The organism is Protofrankia sp. CiP3 (genome assembly GCF_917627345.1).
In the GTDB taxonomy this organism is placed as follows: Bacteria; Actinomycetota; Actinomycetes; order Frankiales; family Frankiaceae; genus Protofrankia.
The window spans coordinates 1-16,556 of record NZ_CAKJTM010000030.1 but is presented as its reverse complement, the minus strand read 5'-3'; the positions used below and the strand labels follow the sequence as shown (position 1 = coordinate 16,556).

The window sequence follows — 16,556 nt, the reverse complement described above, 5'->3', positions numbered from 1 at the left end:
GTCTCCACCGGCGCGCACCGATCACGCCGCGGGCAGCGGGACCCGCCCGGTCGTTTCCACCCCGCCGCCCGGGACGGGGCCGCGTCCTGCCAGCATCCGGCTGACCTGGTATTCATGGTGGGCGACATGCCGGATCGAGTCGAAGAACACGGCGATCTTTTTGCCCCTTTGCCAGGTGCGGCCGGCGCGGAGATGAAAAGTTCCAAGACGTCCCCGCGGCCACCGCCTACCGACAGGCGATCACAAGCCGCAAGCGCTGACAGGAGGAAGCCATGAGCTCACCGACGGACCTCCCGCTCGATGTGCGTGACATTCTCGACCGTCCGGATGTGCCCGACGCCGATGCCGCGGAGCAGGCTCGCGAGATCTCGACCCGTGAACCGCCGGTGCCGCCGTCCGCATGGGCCTTCCCCCTCGAGGTTGCCGAGTACGACGCGGCGCAGCAGCGCATCGCCGTGGAGGACGAGGACGAGGACGAGTACCGGTAAGAACGACCGGCCGAAGACGGCGCAGCCAAGATTTTTCCTGCGCCGCCCCCGGCCCCCACATAAAAATCTTCAATCTGGCCCGGCTCGACCCGCCGATCAGGGTCCTGCCATGTGGGAAAGTAGCTGGCGAATGTGCCGATGGGCAGCGAAGGAGGTGCGCCGGTGACCGTCGGGCCGTCCGCACCGCAACCGCGGACAGGCAAGACCGCACGGCTGCCCCGGACAGCACGCAGGTTCCAGCTGCTGGGCGCCGCGCGCGAGGTCTTCGTCGCCCAGGGCTATCACGCGACCGCGATGGATGAGATCGCTGAGCGTGCGGGCGTCAGCAAGCCCGTGCTCTACCAGCACTTTCCCGGAAAACTTGATCTTTATCTGGCGCTGCTGGACGAGCAGGCCTACTCACTTCTGTCAAGCGTCCGCCGGGCGCTTGCCTCCACCACCGACAACCACACCCGGATCGCCCGGTCCATCGCGGCCTACTTCGACTTCGTCGACGATCCCAGCGGGGCCTACCAGCTCGTCCTCGAGTCCGACCTACGCAGTGAGCCCGCCGTTCGCAAGCGGGTGGAGAACAGCTTCACCGAGTGCGCGAACGCCATCGCCGCCGTCATCGCCGCGGACACCGGTGTCGGTCCCGGCGAGGCCGAGCTGCTGTCCATCGGGCTGGTGGGTCTCGCCGAGACGGGAGCCCGCTGGTGGCTGGTCACCGGCGGGACGGTGGAGAAGGAGCGCGCTGTGGCAACCATGGTCGAGCTCGCCTGGCGGGGCCTCGCCGGCTACCCGCGCCGCAACGTCGACGACGCCGACCCGGCGCCACCGGGCCATGCCGACGAGCGGGAGGACTGATGAGCGGGAGGACTGACGCCTCCAGCGAACACAGCCGGGCCGCCTACCCCCCTGCCCGCCGCAGGCCCTATCGTGGCGACAGATCGCGCCAAAGCGCGATTGCCCTGGCTGGTCAATCGAACGCGGAGGTCATCGCTGGTGGAGGTCAAGATCGGCATCCAGAACGTCGGGCGTGAGCTGGTAATCGAAAGCAGCCAGTCGTCGGCGGATGTGGCCCAGGCGGTCGCTGACGCGATCGGGTCGGAGCTGGGCCTGCTCACGCTCGTGGACGAGAAGAGCCGTCAGGTCATCGTCCCGGTCGCGAAGCTGGCCTATGTCGAGATCACCGAGGCCGAGACGCGTCGGGTTGGCTTCGGCTCGCTCTGAACTCGGTCAGCGCCGAAGCGGGCCGCCACCTCAGCTAGGGGAAGGCGCACCGGCCGTCGCGCGGTTCTGAACAGGCGTCCGCGGTACGTGATGCCGGGGAGTGGGAAAGTCCTCGGCATCACGCCGACAGGCCGAGCGCTTCCATCCTCGCCGCGTGCGCTTGGGCGATCCGGTCGAACATGTCCACCAACGCCTGTAGGTCACCCATGCCGGCCAGGAGGCCGGTCAGCGCCTCCCGGTCCACCGCCACCCGCTGGGCCTGGGTCAGCGCCTCCCCCATCAGCCGCCGGGCCCACAGCGCGAGCCGGCCGGCCACACTCGGATTCGCCTCGATCGCGGCGCGGACGCGCTCTACCGCAAATGCCGCGTGCCCCGTGTCGGCCAGGACTTCGAGGACCAGTTCGCGGGCGTCGGGTGCGAGCACCGACGCGATCTCACGGTAGAAATCGGCAACGATGTTGTCACCGACATACACCTTGACCAGGCTTTCCAGCCAGTCCGCCGGCGCGGTGAGGTTGTGGAAAACCGTCAGCGGGACCACGAACGGCCCCATAGCCTCCTCGGGATCCGCGCCCATGCGCAGCAAATGCTCCTGAACGGTCTCGAAATGCGCGAACTCGGCCGCCGCCATCCGGGCGAGAGCGATCTTGTCCAGCAGCGTGGGAGCCATCCGCGCGTCCGTGGCCAGTCGCTCGAACGCGGTCAGTTCGCCGAAGGCCAACAAACCCAGCAGATCGATGACGGCGATCCGGGACGCGGCGGCCCGATCGGATATACCCGTCCTGTCCGTCATCGCTGACCACCTCAGTGTCGCCCGGCACGAACCGCCCCGAAAGATGTCGACCGGATGGACACGGCCAGAACGCCTGCTGGCACAAGCATTCGCGGCGCGTCATCCCCCCGGCCGGCGCCCACCCCACCGAAGGTCATTGTGCCGGAACATGTCGCGGAGGCCCATCCTCAGGTTATCCTTGTCATCAGCCGGGGGTTGACAAGACCACTTCCGGCCCGCGCGGGCGTCGCCCCACCCCGGGTCAGCGGACCCCGCCGGTAGATATCGCGAGCGGGTGCGGCGTCGGATCCCGCTCATAGCAGACCAGGAGCATCCCGCTGTCCGTTTCGACTGAAACCACCACACCCCCGCACGAGGAGCCCACGAACTTTCCCAGCACCGGCAGGACGGTGGCCTCAGCCGCCGCCGCGTCGGCGCCCGGTTTCGCGGCTCTCGGTGTCCGCGAAGAGATCGTCGAGGCTCTGCGTGACCAGGGCATCATCTCCCCCTTCCCCATCCAGGAACTGACCCTCCCCCTCGCGCTGGCCGGCTCCGACCTCATCGGCCAGGCCCGCACCGGGACCGGCAAAACCCTCGCCTTCGGCATCCCGCTCGTGCAGACCGTAACCAGCCGCGCCGAGGGTGCCACCGGGCGCCCCCAGGCTCTGGTGGTCGTTCCCACCCGTGAGCTGTGCGTTCAGGTCGCCGCTGACATCGGCCGGGCTGGCGCGCACCGTGATCTGCGGGTGCTCTCGGTCTACGGCGGGCGTGCCTACGAACCACAGCTGGCGGACCTGCGCTCGGGCGTGGACATCGTCGTGGGTACCCCTGGCAGGCTGCTCGACCTGGCCCGCCAGAACGCCCTGGCGCTCACGGCGGTGCGCATGCTCGTTCTCGACGAAGCCGACGAGATGCTCGACCTCGGCTTCCTGCCGGATGTCGAGCGCATACTCGCCCAGATCCCCGACATCCGCCAGACGCTGCTCTTCTCGGCGACGATGCCGGGGCCGGTCGTGGCACTGGCTCGCCGGTTCATGCGGCGGGCGGTCCACGTCACGGCGGAACGCCCGGACGAGGGCCGCACCGTCCCAGACATCCAGCAGCACGTTTTCCGCGCCCACGCGCTTGACAAGATCGAAGTTTTGGCTCGGGTCCTGCAGGCCGACGGTCGTGGGCTGGCCATCGTCTTCGTCCGGACCCGGCGCACCGCGGACAAGGTCGTCGATGACCTGGCCCGGCGGGGCTTCGCCACCGCGGCCGTGCACGGTGACATCGGCCAGGGCCAGCGTGAGCAGGCGTTGCGGGCGTTCCGGACAGGCAAGATCGATGTGCTGGTCGCCACCGACGTGGCGGCCCGCGGCATCGACATCGGCGGGGTGACCCACGTGGTCAACTACCAGTGCCCCGAGGACGAGAACGTCTACCTCCACCGCATCGGCCGTACCGGCCGGGCCGGCGGCAGCGGTGTGGCCGTGACCTTCGTCGACTGGGACGACATGCCCCGGTGGGCCCTGGTCAACCGGGCGCTGGGGCTGTCCTTCGACACGCCGGTCGAGACCTACTCGACCTCCCCGCACCTGTTTGAGGATCTTGAGATCCCCGCGGACGCGCTTGGCGTGCTGCCGCACGCATCCCGTACCCGCGCCGGGCTCGCGGCTGAAAAGGTCGAGGACCTCGGTGAAACCGGTCGAGGCGGGCGGCGCCGGCAGCGCAGGACCGATGACCGGTTCGACGCGGCCTCGGCCGAGCCGCCTGCCGATCGACCCGCTGGTGCCCGCACCACCCGCACGCGGCGGCGCACCCGCGGAGCCGGCGCCGCGGTCGCGGCGGTCGCCACGACCGACCGTGCGGACGCGGGCCGGACGCCTACGGCCGCGCTGTTCCTCGAGCCCGCGACGGCTGTTCCGGCTGTTCCGGCGACGGCGCTGTTCCCGGACGACCTTGATATTGATCATCGCAGGCTCGATCACGGGCTCGACCCCGATGGCGCTGACGGCGTCACGAACGGCCAGCCGGCCCCGCGGCGCCGCCGTCGTAGGGGCGGCCGCGGCCGTTCCGCCGCCGCCCAGACCGCTGACGCGGCGCTGCCGGGCGCGCTGGACGGCGGTCCCATCGAACGGCAGGCCGAATCCGCCTGACGGCCAGGCCTATGAGCGCTCACGGTGGGCAAGAATGAGGAGATGACACCCGGCGCGTCGACGGGCCGGCCGTGCAGGCGAGATCTTCGGTCGGCCAGGACGCCCGCGCTCACGGCCGTGCCCACGCCAGCCACATCCGGCCCCGGCCATGACTGTGGCGGGTATCCACGCCAACAATGATCAATGATATTCTCGGCCTACTGATAATCATTGTTCTCATCGTCGGCAACGGACTGTTCGTGGCCGCCGAGTTCGCGCTGGTGGCGGTCGACCGTAGCCAGCTCGAACAGGCCACGGCGGACGGCTCCCACCGCGCCGCGCGGGTACTTCGCGCCGTGCGCTCGCTGTCGTTCCAGCTTTCCGGCGCGCAGCTGGGCATCACGTTGACCTCGCTGCTGCTCGGCTACCTCGCCGAGCCGGCGCTGGCATCCCTGCTTACCCCGGTGATCACTACGGTCGGCCTCCCGAATGGGGTCGCCCACGCGTCCGCCGTGGTCATTGCCCTGCTCATAGCCACGATTTCACAGATGCTCTTCAGCGAGCTGTTCCCGAAGAACGTCGCGATCTCCGCGCCGCTGGCCGTCGCCGAACGGGTGGCCGGGCCACAGCTGCTCTTCTCCCGCCTCTGCCGGCCGGTGATCGTACTCCTGAACGGGTCGGCCAACCGCCTGTTGCGGACGCTCGGCATCGAGCCGCGGGATGAGCTGCGGTCCGCCCGCTCCCCGTCCGAGCTCGGCTGGCTGGTGCGTTCATCGGCCGAACAGGGCACGCTGCCTGGCAGTACCGCGGCGCTGCTGCGCAGGTCCCTGCGGTTGCGTGAGCGCACCGCGCAGGACATCATGACACCCCGCGTCCAGGTGGTCGCGCTCCACGCCGGTGACAGCGTGGCGGACCTGTTGCGGGTAGCCGAGCACTCGGGCCACTCCCGCTTCCCCGTGCTGCGGCACCCCGGCAGCCGCGGCACGGTGCCACCTACCGCGGCCGATGCCACCGATGTCGACGATGTGCTCGCGGTCGTCCACGTCAAGGACGCCTTCGGCGTCTCCCCGCCGGCCCGCCCGGCCACGTCGATCAGCCAGATCATGGTCCCACCGACAGTGGTACCGAGCTCGCTGGGCTGCGACGATCTCCTGACCACGCTGCGCGGCCACAGCCTGCAACTCGCGATCGTCATCGACGAGTACGGCGACATCGCCGGTGTGGTCACGCTGGAGGATCTCGTCGAAGAGCTTGTCGGCGACGTCGCGGACGAGTACGACCCACCGCGGACGCCTGACGCGACCGCCCGCGCGGACGGGAGCTGGGTGCTCTCCGGGCTGCTCCGCCTGGACGAGGTCGCCGACCGCACCGGCGTCACGCTGCCCGACGGCCCGTACGAAACGCTCGCCGGCCTTGTCCTGCACCGGCTCGGACGGATACCCGGCGTCGGTGACGAGGTCGAGGTGGCCGGCCACCGGCTCACCACCGAGCGGATGGACCACCGCCGCGTCGACCGTATCCGCCTGGCCCCCGCGCCGGAACATCCAGGGCATCCAGGGCATCCAGGGCCTGATGCGGATGCGGCTCCGGCGGTCGGCCCCCGCTCCGGCGGGAACGACAGGACCGGGTGACCGCGCCGATGATCCTGCTCAGCCTCATCGGCGCGGTCGTCCTCCTGGCCGGCAATGCCTTCTTCGTCGGCGCCGAGTTCGCCGTCATCTCGGCCCGCCGCGACCGGATCGAACCCATGGCGGCCGCGGGCGACCGCCGTGCCCGCACGGCCATCACCGCGATCGAGAACCTGTCTCCGATGCTTGCCGCCGCCCAGCTCGGTATCACGATCTGTTCACTGGGCCTCGGCGCGGTGGCGGAACCCTCGGTCGCTCACCTCATCGACGGGAGCCTGCGGGCGCTCGGAGTCCCCGCGAGCCTGTACAGCCCGATCGGGTTCGCGGCCGCGTTGGCGATTGTCGTCTGCCTGCACATCGTGCTCGGCGAGATGGTGCCGAAGAACATCGCCCTCGCCGGGCCGGAACAGGCCGCGCTGCGGCTCGCGCCGCCGTTGCTCCGGTTCGCGCGTCTGGCCCGCCCGTTGATCCTCTTTCTCGACGCGGTTGCCAACGGGTGCGTCCGGCTCGTCCGGATCAAACCGGTGGCCGAGCTCAGCACCGCCTATACCCCGGACCAGCTCACAATCATGATCGCTGAATCCCGGCAACAGGGGCTGCTGGAGGATTACGAGCACAACCTGCTCACCGGCGCGCTGGAACTACCCGCGCGAACAGCCCGCTCAGTCATGATCAATATCGATCAGATCGTGGCCGTGCCCTGGTCGGTCAGCGCGGCCGAGCTGGAAGCCCTGGTCACCCGGACCGGTTTCTCCCGGTTTCCGGTCCGGGCGCCGGAGCCGGCCGGCCCCGCTGGTACCGCTCGGGCTCCTCTCACGCCGACGACGCCGGGTGGCCCAGCCGCGGCGGGCGTCATGATCGCCGGCTTCATCCACGCCAAGGACGTTCTCGGGATCCAGAGCGACGCCCAGGACGACCCCCTGCCACCGCGCCGGCTTCGGCCCATGGCCGAGATCCGCCCGGACCTGCCGCTGGACGAGGTACTGCGGTTGATGCAACGGACCGGCTGCCATCTCGGGCGCGTCCCCGGGCCGGCTGGCACGACCATCGGGGTCGTCGCGCTTGAGGACGTGGTGGAGGAGTTCGTGGGCGAGGTCGAGGACGCCAGCCACCGGACGCGCTGACTGGCGGTCCGGCGGGCGGCCAGTCAGTCGCGGTCAGACGGTCAGGCGCTTCGGGGGGCTGCCGCCTGCACCACCTCAAACGACCACAGCTGAGCCCCGGTCGCGGCCGGCCCACCGGATCCGGTCACCGCCGGCCCGGGGTGGCCCGAGCCCGGATGACCAGCCGCGGGGACTGCCGGCGGCTCACCCGCGGCATCCGTAGCGGCGGCGGCGTGCCCCGCCTGGAAGGCGTTCGACGCCTGCCACTTCCCGAAGTCCTCCTCGCTACGCCAACGCGTGTACACGAGGTAGGCGTCCGTGCCCTCCACCGGACGCAGCAGCTCGAACCACTCGAAACCGTCGGCCGCTTCCACCATCCCCGCCCGGCCGGCGAACCGCCGCTCCAGGGCAGCCCGCGTCTCGGGCGGAACGGTCAATACATTGATCTTCACGACGCTCATGAGACCACGTTACGGCGTGTTCCCGGCGTCGTCGTTCGATCAGGGAGCCGCGTCCAGGTGGTTGCTGGCAAGGCCGCACCCCAGCCCTGCTCCTTGATCCACAGCATCACCACCAAACACTCTAAGTACATAGAATAATACACAAAGCACCGGTCGCATCCGACTGCCCCGCATATGCGACACTATCCGAAGTCATTTAACTTCATAGAGTTCCGAACGGGCGTCTGAGCGGGGATGTGCGAGTGGTTGACCAACAGCATGAGGCAGGCCCGACCACGCCATCGGACGCAGGGGCGACCCGACCGGACGGGGATACCGGCCTGTTCGGTCCAGCCAGTGTGACCTGGCGGGTACACGGCGATCCGGGCATGGTCATCGCCGGGATCCGGGCGCTGCTCCTCCAGGCGGTGCACCCGCTCGCCATGGCTGGTGTCGCCCACCACTCCACCTACCGGATCGACCCGTGGGGACGCCTGCGGCGGACCGTCGAGTACGTCGACACGATCACCTATGGGAGCACGGAATCCGCGCATCGTGCGGCCGCCCGGGTGCGCCGGGTGCACGCGGGTGTCCACGGCGTGGAGGCGGGCACCGGCCGGCCGTACCGGGCCACCGATCCTGAACTGCTGCTGTGGGTACACGTGAGCGAGGTCGAGTCCTTCCTCAGCACGACACGCCGGTGCGGACTGGCGCTCACTGACAAGCAGGCCGACACCTATTTCGCCGAGCAGATACGCGCGGCCGAACTCGTCGGCATCCCCGCGCGTGACGTCCCGTCCAGTCGGGCGGAGGTCGAGCGTTACTTCACCCGGATGCGGCCGGGGCTGCGGGCCAGCGCGCAGTCCCAGGAGGCGGTCGGCTTCATCCTGCGCCCGCCGATGCCCCGCTGGGTGACGCTGGCCACCCCCGCGCGGCCCGGCTGGTCCGTACTGGCCGCGATCGCGGTCGGGATGCTGCCCAGCTGGACTCGCCAGCTCTACGGGCTGCCCGACACCGCCGCGGTGGACCTGACCGCCTCGGTATGCGGCAGAGCGACACGCGCCGCGCTGCTCAGGCTGCCACGCTCGCTCTACCAGGCACCCGGTGCCGCCCGGTGCGCCACCCAGCCGGAGATCCCGCGCCAGAGGCGCGTAACGATCTGACAAATACTGGCTAGTCTGCTGTTCGTGGCTCAGCTCCCCCGGGTGGCGGTGCTCGGCGGCGGGCGGACCGCCGATGTGACCGTCTCCGCGCTCGTCGACTCCGGCCTGCACGCGCGCCTGTTCGTCGGCGACAGGATTCATCCGGTCGGCATTCACCCGGATGCCCTTCATCCGGATGCGGCCGGTCGCCGCCCCTTCGACATCCAGGACAACGAGCGGCAGGTAACGCAGTGGGACGTCGTGGTGCTCACCGATGACCTCGACGATCTCGTGCTCGGATCGCCCGCTATATCATCATCGCTGTTCGGAGGTGTCTTCGACCCGGAGACCGAAGGAGTCTACCGGTGTGGCCGCCTCCCGGGCCCTGGCCCGCGCGCCGCGCCGCGCCCTGGCGCCGCGCCGACCGGGCCGCTGGCTGTCGCCGACGCCGTCCGGCTCGCTGACGCGCAGAGCCGCTGGATCGGCGAGTACCTGCGTGGCCGCTACCTCCTGCCGCCGCGGTCAGCAATGCTGGCAGCGGCCGGGCTGACAGCTACCAGACGGACAGCGACCGGCTCCGCCAGCTGGCCGCGCCCACGCTCCGAAGCCCCTCACGCCCGCTGGCTTCGGGCGCCAGGGCAGACCGCTGTGCGGGGCTACCTGCGCTGGCTCGGCGCCGAGCTGCGCCGCGGCCGGGCGCGGGCAGCCGAAGGCGGGTATCCGCTGCCTGTGCCCTCCCTGATCGCGGCCAGCTGACGGAGACCTCCCACCAGCCCGCGGAGCCGTCGTCCGCGCGGATTGCCGTCAGCTCAGATCGTCGTCAGCGACGGCGTCCCACGGTTGGCGGTCGGGAGCGGCCGCTAGCCCCTCGGGACAATGCCGCCGGTAGTCGCACCAGGAACACAGCGGGCCCGGCTGCGGCGGGAAAGCCGCGTCCAGCGCGGCACCGGCCCGCAGCGACGCACCGGCGCGTTCGGCATCGTCCGCCAAGGCCTCGGCACGGCGCAGATGACGGCTCAGCGACCTCTCGTCGTGCTCGGCTGCCAGCACGGTGCTGGTGGGAACATGGTGCAGCTCAACCCGCCAGCACGGCCGCCGCAGTGTCCTCGATACCGCGAGCGCGTACAGGGCGAGCGGCTGGGATGCGCGGGCGTCGTCCTCGGTGAGCGGCCGGCGGCCGGTCTTGTAGTCAACGACGACGAGCGCACCGTCACGGTCGTCGAGCCGGTCGACCCGTCCGGACAGGGCCAGCCGTTCGGTGCGGGCGGCCACCTGGCGTTCCACCCCCATCGGCTCACCCGCCGGATCAAGGCCGGCCACGTACCGCCCGACCATCTCCGCCGCCCGCTCCCGCCAGCGAACCGACTGGTCGCTGTCCCGCCAGCCGTCGGGTATCCACCCGAGGCGGACGAGATGCGCGGCACGGGTCGGGGTACGGCGTGTCAGCGGCTCGTTCCACCAGGCTCGCAGGGCGTTGTGCACGCTGGAGCCCATCGAGTTGTGGGCCCACGGCGGGCCTTTCGGTGGCGCCGGGCGGTCCAGGTAGGCCATTCGGTAACGGCGCGGGCAATCAGCGAAGGCGGAAAGTTTCGACGGCGTGCACACGAAAAGTCGCCGCGGCATACCGTCCAGCTGCAACTGGTCCACGACATGATCCTGTCACTTGGCCACCGGCCCGCTACCACCGGCCCACGGCAACGACCGTGTCCATACAACGGTAACCGGACGACCACTGGACGGCAGCATTCTCCTCTGGCATGCTGTCGGACGTGACCGGTACATCCAACCTTCGCGTGTATGGCGCGGGCAGATCGCCGGATCACTTTTACCAGGGGCCGGGCTTGGCCCCTGGGCTGCCACGCGACTGATCGCGACGCACCGAGACCAGCCGGCCCGGACTCACCCGGGCTTGTGAGGCTCCGGGACGGTCGGGCCACGAACGAAAAGGGCCCAGATGACACGGGAAGCGCTCAACTCTGTCACCTCCGCGCCGACGATTTCCTCCATCGAGGACGGCCGATCGGCTATCGACAAGATCGATGCACAGCTCCGAGCGCTCGTCGGGGCACGCCTCGATGTGTCCCGCCAGATTCAGGCGCTGCGGTCCGCGGACGGTGGTCCGCGGATCGAGCACTCCCGGGAAAACGAAATCATCGCGACCTGGTCGGGAGAACTCGGACCGCGCGGAGTCGAAATCGCACTGTCCATTCTTACCCTCTGCCGCGGATCTCTTACCTAAGAGCGCCCGGCAATAGGCACGCGGCGTCGCGGCGCCCCGCGTCCCGCCCGGCCGCGTTGTCGTCAGCCGTCCCAGCACCAGGGCACCTTCCTCCGCCGGGTCAGGCTCGCCGGTCGGCGGTATTGCGGCGTTCGGAGCGCCGTGCTGGCGAGCCGGAGCCGCGCCGCTGTCCGCCGTCGGCGTCCTCACCGGCGCCGACGGGCTCAGCCAGCAGCGCCCGCAGTTCCGCCCGCAGCTCCGAGCGCAGGTAGTCGCGGGTCGCCAATTCACCGATCTTGACACGTACCGCCGCTATCTCGCGGGCGAGGTATTCGGTGTCTTCGCGCTGGCGGCTGGTCTGGTCCCTGTCCTGGGCGAGGTTCGCCCGGTCCCGGTCGTCCTGCCGGTTCTGCGCCAGCAGGATCAGCGGCGCCGCGTAGGCCGCCTGCAACGACAGCGCCAACGTCAGGAAGATGAACGGATAGTTGTCGAACCGCAGGTCAGATGGCATGACGACGTTGTAGCCAATCCAGGCTACAACGACCACGCTCTGCAGCACGAGGAAGCGCGCGGTTCCGATGAACCGGGCGATCCGCTCGGCGACCCGGCCGAAGGCATCCGGCTCGGCGGGCCGGCGAGCCAATGCTGACCGGCGCGACGGACGCGGCTGGTCGAGCCGGCCCACCCCGCGGCGAAACTTCACGATCCGAACCTGCTCAGGCCGTTGTCGTGCCCGGCCCGCCCCCCTGGCGACCCAGCGCTCCCAGCGCTCCCGGCATTCCCGGCGCTACCGGGGGAATCGCTTTGAAGATCATCGAAAGCCCCCACGCGAGCGTCCCCGTCCAGGTCCCGTTCCCGCCAGTTAGCCGGCAACATGTGGTCGAGAACATCGTCAACGGTAACCACGCCGACCAGCCTGGCCGACTCGTCCAGCACGGGGACAGCCACCAGGTTGTACGAGGCGAGCAGCCGAGTGACCTCCGGTAGCGGCGTCTCCGGGCGCAGCGGGGTGATGTCGATGTCGATGACGCCTCCGACGAGTGTCCCGGGCGGCTCCCGCAACAGCCGCTGGAAGTGCGCAAGCCCCAGGTAACGTCCGGTCGGGGTCTCGAACGGCGGCCGGACGACGTAGACCTGCGCGGCCAGGGCCGGTGACAGCTCCGGCGCCCGCACCCGCGCGAGTGCCTCGGCAACAGTCGCGTTCGGGCCGAGAATCACCGGCTCGCTGGTCATCAGCCCACCGGCGGTGTTGTCCGGGTAGACAAGCAGCCGGCGCACCGGGGCTGCCTCCCGCGGCTCCATCAGCCGCAGCAGGCGCTCGGCCTCCTCGGCGGGCAGATCTCCCAGGAGGTCGGCGGCGTCATCGGGCCCCATCGCCTCCAGGATGTCAGCCGCCCGATCATCGGCGAGCCCGCCGAGCAGCTCGATCTGCTCGTCCTCGGGCAGCTCCTCCAGGACGTCGGCGAGCCGCTCGTCATCGAGGGCCGCGGCGACCTCGGCCCGGCGTTTACGAGAAAGGTCGTGCAGCAGCGAGGCGAGATCCGCGGGACGCAGCTTCTCGAACGCCGCGAGCAGGTTCGCCGCGCCCTGGCCATCCTCGGGCAGCGAAACACCGGTGATCTCGTCCCAGGAAACCGTACGGACCTCGCCACGCCGTCGCCGGCCAGTCCGTACCGCCACCTGGTCGAGCACCCAGTCACCGCCGCGGATCGGTTCTATCGCCGCGTCCACCACGGTGACCAGCGCATCGGTCGCGACCAGTGTCACCTGCCGGTCCAGGAGCTCGCCGAGCACGAGGAGCTCGCCCGGACGCTGCGCGAACCGGCGCCAGCTCAGCCGGGCCGACGAGAGCACGACCGCGCCCGACTCCACCCCGGTCACCCTGCTGATCGGCACGAAGATAGGCCGGCGTTGCACCTCAACGGCGAGCCCGAGGGCGCGCGGCGGTTCGCGACCGAGCCGTAGCGTGACGACCACATCACGGACCCGCCCGACCACATCGCCATTGGGATCAAGGACAAGCAGGCCTGCCAGCCTGCGGCAGTACAGCCGAGCCGGTGCCGTGGTCACCGCGTGAGGCTACCTCCGCCATGAGCCGTCCCGAAAAATCCAGCCGACCACTAAGAGCGACCGGCAGTAGGGACGCGGCGTCGCGGGGCTGGGGCACTCACCTCGCCGCGTTGTCGTCGGTCACCACCCAACACCTCCAGTGGCTTCCTCCGCCGCCTCGCGATCTACGCACCCCAGCCCCGCTCCTTGATCCACGCCCCTACTGCCGGGCGCTCTTACACGATCTCCGCGCGCTCATGCCGGCCGCAGGCAGGCAGGCTCGGCCGCCGGCTCCGCTCGCGCGTGACCCCGAATGCCGCGATACTGCTCATACGTGCGGGACAGCTGATGTGCAATGGCCGCGGCCGGCAGCCGCGATTGATATGGCTGATACGCGGATGTCTGTCAGCGGGGCAGGCGGCAGACCAATCAGCGGAACAGCTGGCAAATGCCGGGCGCCGGTGACAGCGGAGAAGGGAAACGGACACGATGGGCAGGATCGCGCAGACCGACGGTCTGACCGATGTTCAGGCCGACATTCTGTCGGCCGTGCGCACGTTCGTCGACAAGGAGATTCTGCCGTACGCCACCGAGCTGGAGCACAAGGACGAGTTCCCCGAGGCGATCGTCGAGGCCATGAAGGAAATGGGGCTGTTCGGGATCACCATCCCGGAGGAGTACGGCGGGCTCGGCGAGTCGCTCCTCACCTACGCCCTGGTCGTCGAGGAGGTGGCCCGCGGCTGGATGAGCGTCTCAGGTGTGATCAACACACACTTCATCGTCGCCTACCTCCTGCTCCAGCACGGCTCCCCCGAACAGCGGCGGCGGCTCCTGCCGAAAATGGCGACCGGTGAGGTCCGCGGCGCGTTCTCGCTGAGCGAACCGGGCTGCGGCTCGGACGTGTCCGCCATCACCACCCGGGCCACCCCCGACGGTGACGACTACCTCATCAACGGCCAGAAGATGTGGCTGACGAACGGCGCCCGCGCCGGTCTCGTCGCCACTCTCGTCAAGACCGACGAAGGCGCCGACTCCGTCTACCGGAACATGACGACCTTCCTGCTGGAAAAGGACCCAGGTTTCGGCACCAACGCGGGCATCACAATTCCCGGGAAAATCGACAAGCTTGGTTACAAGGGTGTCGAGACCACCGAGATGGTGCTGGACAACCACCGGGTTCCCGCCTCGTCGATCCTCGGCGGCGTCGACGGCCGCGGCAAGGGCTTCTACCAGATGATGGACGGTGTCGAAGTGGGCCGGGTCAATGTCGCGGCCCGCGCGTGCGGCATCATGATCCGGGCATTCGAGCTGGCTATCGCCTACGCCCAGCAGCGCCGCACCTTCGGCAAGCAGATCGCCGACCACCAGGCGATCGCCTTCAAGCTGGCCGAGATGGCGACGAAGGTCGAGGCCGGCCATCTGATGATGGTGAACGCCGCTCGCAAGAAGGACAGCGGGCAGCGCAACGACGTCGAGGCCGGTATGGCCAAGTATCTTGCCAGCGAATACTGCCACGAGGTGACCACCGATTCCTTCCGCATCCACGGTGGTTACGGCTACTCCAAGGAGTACGAAATCGAGCGGCTTTTCCGGGAGGCGCCGTTCATGCTCATCGGTGAAGGCACCTCCGAGGTGCAGAAGCGCATCATCAGCCGGGCGCTGCTCAAGGAGTACAAACTCCCGTAGCGGGTGAAGCTGCCGGGCGCGCGAGCACGAATTCTCCGCGCGCCCGGCCGCCCACTACAGGTACTGTTTGGACGGCCCTACCATCGCGCGCACGGTCTTGCCGTCATGGAATTCGCCGATTGCCGTCATGGTCCAGTGCGGTCCGCCCTGTTGACGTGCCACCTTGCACATGACCAGGCCGGTGTGTGGTTTTGACTCGGACAGGTCGAAACGGACCAGCTCGGCACCGGTGAAATCGTCGACCAGCCGGCAGAAGGCGTTGCGGACCTCGGTGAAATGCTGGCCCTGGAAACTGTTCACGGTGAAGACCAGCGCCTCGATGCTGGCCGGGAGCGCCGCGAGGTCGACGAAAATGGTCTCGTCGTCGCCCTCGCCGCTGCCGGTGAGGTTGTCCCCGGAATGGCGCACCGCGCCGCGGGCGCCCTTCTTCGACATGAACCACACCTTGTCGACGTCCTTGCCGCGGCCGTCGAACAGGATGCAGGAGGCGTCCAGGTCGATCTGGCGGCCGCGGTGGGCCGGATCCCAGCCCAGGGCCATCCGTACCCGGGTCAACGGCGCGGCCCCGGTCTTGACCAGCGAGACGCTCTGGCCCTTGTGCAGCGAGACCCGGCCCTTGTCGAGGTTGACGGCCGGAGCACCGGTGACCGGCGGCGGGGGCTGCTGTTGGCCGGGCTGCGGCGGCCCCCAAGGCTGCGGCGGCCCCCAGGAGCGCGGCTGCTGAGCCGGGGCGGCAGCCGACTGCGGCGGGCCTCCCCAGCTCTGGGAGTGCGGTACGGGCGCCGCTGGGGACGACGGCTGCGCGGGCGGCATGTAGAGCTGGGTGGGAGCCTCATCCGCCGCCCCCGGCTCATCCACCGTGATCCCGAAATCGGTGGCGATGCCGGCAAGGCCGGAGGCGTAGCCCTGGCCCACCGCCCGCACCTTCCAGGCCCCCTGGCGCCGGTACAGCTCGACGAGTATCAATGCCGTCTCAACGGTCAGCCCGACCGGGTCGAAACGGGCGAGCTCCGCTCCCCGCGGATCTCTGACAACGACCTGCAACCGCTCGACCGTGGCGAAGGCCGGCGGACCGGACCCGTCCAGGCTGCCGGTGATGACAACCTTGTCGATATCGGCGGGTACCTGTGCCAACGCGAACTCAAGCGCGGCGGGCGGGAGAAGGCGGACCCCAGGGCCGGTGGGCTGGTTGAAGAACACGAAGTCGGCGTCCGAGCGGACCTTGCCGCTCGCCGTCACCAGCAGCGCGGCTATGTCCAGCGGAGTCGACGAGATGATCTCCACACGTACCTCGGTGATGGACAGCGATGCGTTCGCGCCTTTGCTCAGCACCTGTGCCATGGCGGCCTCCGCGGCTGGATTGCTTGGGGCCTCCAGCCGCACGCAACAGCCGTGACCGCGCGGCCTTTGGAACACCTCGGGGTGGGGCGTTCTTAGAGCGCCCGAGGATAGGACTGTCCGGCTCGCGGCTCCCCGCATCCCGCCCGGCCGCGTTGTCCTCAGTCGGCGCCCACCACCAGGGCGCCTTCCTCCGCCGCCTTGCCGGACCGGGCGCGGATGAGCCGCTCACTGATCGAACGCCCTATCCTCGGGCGCTCTCAGCCTATTGGGTTGCTCGCCGCTGGGGCTGCCCTGGGTCGCCTGGCACCGCGGCCGGGCCGTCCGCGGCCCGAGCGCCCGCCGCGCGGGCGGACCGCGGCC

At 69.7% G+C, this 16,556-nt stretch carries 17 protein-coding genes; 10 read left to right on the top strand and 7 right to left on the bottom strand.

Translation table 11 applies throughout. The features are described 5' to 3' along the window. Nucleotides 1-21: 21 nt before the first annotated feature. Nucleotides 22-150: a hypothetical protein gene (locus MJ797_RS26985; RefSeq protein WP_255738890.1), complete on the bottom strand. Its 129-nt coding sequence runs from the start codon at nt 148-150 to the stop codon at nt 22-24. 122 nt (nt 151-272) lie between these two features. Here MJ797_RS26985 and MJ797_RS12895 point away from each other — a divergent pair, with 122 nt between their 5' ends. From MJ797_RS12895 to MJ797_RS12885, 3 genes are all read left to right on the top strand, one after another. Next, nucleotides 273-488 (top strand): hypothetical protein, encoded by a 216-nt coding sequence (locus tag MJ797_RS12895; RefSeq protein ID WP_239309559.1) that lies wholly within the window; start codon nt 273-275, stop codon nt 486-488. A gap of 162 nt (nt 489-650) precedes the next feature. Then, nucleotides 651-1,334 (top strand): TetR/AcrR family transcriptional regulator, encoded by a 684-nt coding sequence (locus MJ797_RS12890; protein WP_239334580.1) that lies wholly within the window; start codon nt 651-653, stop codon nt 1,332-1,334. 138 nt (nt 1,335-1,472) lie between these two features. Beyond that, nucleotides 1,473-1,700, top strand: a complete 228-nt coding sequence (locus tag MJ797_RS12885) for a DUF3107 domain-containing protein (protein WP_239334579.1) — start codon at nt 1,473-1,475, stop codon at nt 1,698-1,700. 118 nt (nt 1,701-1,818) lie between these two features. Here MJ797_RS12885 and MJ797_RS12880 read toward each other — a convergent pair whose 3' ends face one another. Further along, entirely contained in the window at nt 1,819-2,493 is a 675-nt protein-coding gene (locus MJ797_RS12880; protein ID WP_239334578.1) for a ferritin-like fold-containing protein, read from the bottom strand. A gap of 389 nt (nt 2,494-2,882) precedes the next feature. Here MJ797_RS12880 and MJ797_RS12875 point away from each other — a divergent pair, with 389 nt between their 5' ends. The 3 genes from MJ797_RS12875 (at nt 2,883) to MJ797_RS12865 (ending at nt 7,341) form a co-directional block, all read left to right on the top strand. Continuing rightward, a complete protein-coding gene (locus MJ797_RS12875) occupies nt 2,883-4,610 on the top strand; it encodes a DEAD/DEAH box helicase (protein ID WP_239334577.1) in 1,728 nt (575 codons plus the stop codon). 176 nt (nt 4,611-4,786) lie between these two features. Further along, complete coding sequence (locus tag MJ797_RS12870; protein ID WP_239334576.1) at nt 4,787-6,220, top strand: hemolysin family protein; 1,434 nt, start codon at nt 4,787-4,789, stop codon at nt 6,218-6,220. Between the two features lie 8 nt (nt 6,221-6,228). Further along, nucleotides 6,229-7,341 (top strand): hemolysin family protein, encoded by a 1,113-nt coding sequence (locus MJ797_RS12865; protein ID WP_239334599.1) that lies wholly within the window; start codon nt 6,229-6,231, stop codon nt 7,339-7,341. A gap of 41 nt (nt 7,342-7,382) precedes the next feature. On the opposite strand, the gene MJ797_RS12860 is transcribed toward MJ797_RS12865, so the two are convergent. Beyond that, the gene (locus MJ797_RS12860; RefSeq protein ID WP_239334575.1) at nt 7,383-7,781 is read right to left on the bottom strand and encodes an antibiotic biosynthesis monooxygenase; all 399 of its coding nucleotides are present in this window, start codon (nt 7,779-7,781) and stop codon (nt 7,383-7,385) included. 242 nt (nt 7,782-8,023) lie between these two features. Between MJ797_RS12860 and MJ797_RS12855 the strand changes: the two genes are divergently transcribed. Next, the gene (locus MJ797_RS12855) at nt 8,024-8,923 is read left to right on the top strand and encodes an oxygenase MpaB family protein (RefSeq protein WP_239334574.1); all 900 of its coding nucleotides are present in this window, start codon (nt 8,024-8,026) and stop codon (nt 8,921-8,923) included. A 24-nt stretch (nt 8,924-8,947) separates the two neighbouring features. Next, the gene (locus tag MJ797_RS12850; RefSeq protein WP_239334573.1) at nt 8,948-9,658 is read left to right on the top strand and encodes a hypothetical protein; all 711 of its coding nucleotides are present in this window, start codon (nt 8,948-8,950) and stop codon (nt 9,656-9,658) included. A 48-nt stretch (nt 9,659-9,706) separates the two neighbouring features. Here the strand turns inward: MJ797_RS12850 and MJ797_RS12845 are convergent, their stop codons facing one another. Further along, nucleotides 9,707-10,549: a PD-(D/E)XK nuclease family protein gene (locus MJ797_RS12845; RefSeq protein WP_239334572.1), complete on the bottom strand. Its 843-nt coding sequence runs from the start codon at nt 10,547-10,549 to the stop codon at nt 9,707-9,709. A 307-nt stretch (nt 10,550-10,856) separates the two neighbouring features. On the opposite strand from MJ797_RS12845, the gene MJ797_RS12840 reads away from it, so the two are divergent. Continuing rightward, the gene (locus MJ797_RS12840) at nt 10,857-11,141 is read left to right on the top strand and encodes a chorismate mutase (RefSeq protein WP_239309544.1); all 285 of its coding nucleotides are present in this window, start codon (nt 10,857-10,859) and stop codon (nt 11,139-11,141) included. 100 nt (nt 11,142-11,241) lie between these two features. Here the strand turns inward: MJ797_RS12840 and MJ797_RS12835 are convergent, their stop codons facing one another. After that, nucleotides 11,242-11,823 carry a DUF1003 domain-containing protein gene (locus MJ797_RS12835; protein WP_239334571.1) on the bottom strand — a complete coding sequence of 194 codons (582 nt, stop codon included), beginning with the start codon at nt 11,821-11,823 and terminating at the stop codon, nt 11,242-11,244. After that, a complete protein-coding gene (locus MJ797_RS12830) occupies nt 11,820-13,190 on the bottom strand; it encodes a magnesium transporter MgtE N-terminal domain-containing protein (protein WP_239334570.1) in 1,371 nt (456 codons plus the stop codon). Before MJ797_RS12830 ends, MJ797_RS12835 begins: the two co-directional genes overlap by 4 nt. Before the next feature lie 468 nt (nt 13,191-13,658). On the opposite strand from MJ797_RS12830, the gene MJ797_RS12825 reads away from it, so the two are divergent. Further along, the gene (locus MJ797_RS12825; protein ID WP_239309538.1) at nt 13,659-14,855 is read left to right on the top strand and encodes an acyl-CoA dehydrogenase family protein; all 1,197 of its coding nucleotides are present in this window, start codon (nt 13,659-13,661) and stop codon (nt 14,853-14,855) included. A 54-nt stretch (nt 14,856-14,909) separates the two neighbouring features. On the opposite strand, the gene MJ797_RS12820 is transcribed toward MJ797_RS12825, so the two are convergent. Beyond that, a complete protein-coding gene (locus tag MJ797_RS12820) occupies nt 14,910-16,196 on the bottom strand; it encodes a TerD family protein (RefSeq protein WP_239334569.1) in 1,287 nt (428 codons plus the stop codon). Between the last annotated feature and the right edge of the window lie 360 nt (nt 16,197-16,556).

Excerpts from the sequence above, each read along its gene's own strand:
- MJ797_RS12895 (WP_239309559.1), top strand. The coding sequence starts at position 273 with ATGAGCTCACCGACGGACCTCCCGCTCGATGTGCGTGACATTCTCGAC.
- MJ797_RS12840 (WP_239309544.1), top strand. The coding sequence starts at position 10,857 with ATGACACGGGAAGCGCTCAACTCTGTCACCTCCGCGCCGACGATTTCC.
- MJ797_RS12825 (WP_239309538.1), top strand. The coding sequence starts at position 13,659 with ATGGGCAGGATCGCGCAGACCGACGGTCTGACCGATGTTCAGGCCGAC.
- MJ797_RS12870 (WP_239334576.1), top strand. The coding sequence starts at position 4,787 with ATGATCAATGATATTCTCGGCCTACTGATAATCATTGTTCTCATCGTC.
- MJ797_RS12820 (WP_239334569.1), bottom strand. The coding sequence starts at position 16,196 with ATGGCACAGGTGCTGAGCAAAGGCGCGAACGCATCGCTGTCCATCACC.
- MJ797_RS12880 (WP_239334578.1), bottom strand. The coding sequence starts at position 2,493 with ATGACGGACAGGACGGGTATATCCGATCGGGCCGCCGCGTCCCGGATC.
- MJ797_RS12860 (WP_239334575.1), bottom strand. The coding sequence starts at position 7,781 with ATGAGCGTCGTGAAGATCAATGTATTGACCGTTCCGCCCGAGACGCGG.
- MJ797_RS12865 (WP_239334599.1), top strand. The coding sequence starts at position 6,229 with ATGATCCTGCTCAGCCTCATCGGCGCGGTCGTCCTCCTGGCCGGCAAT.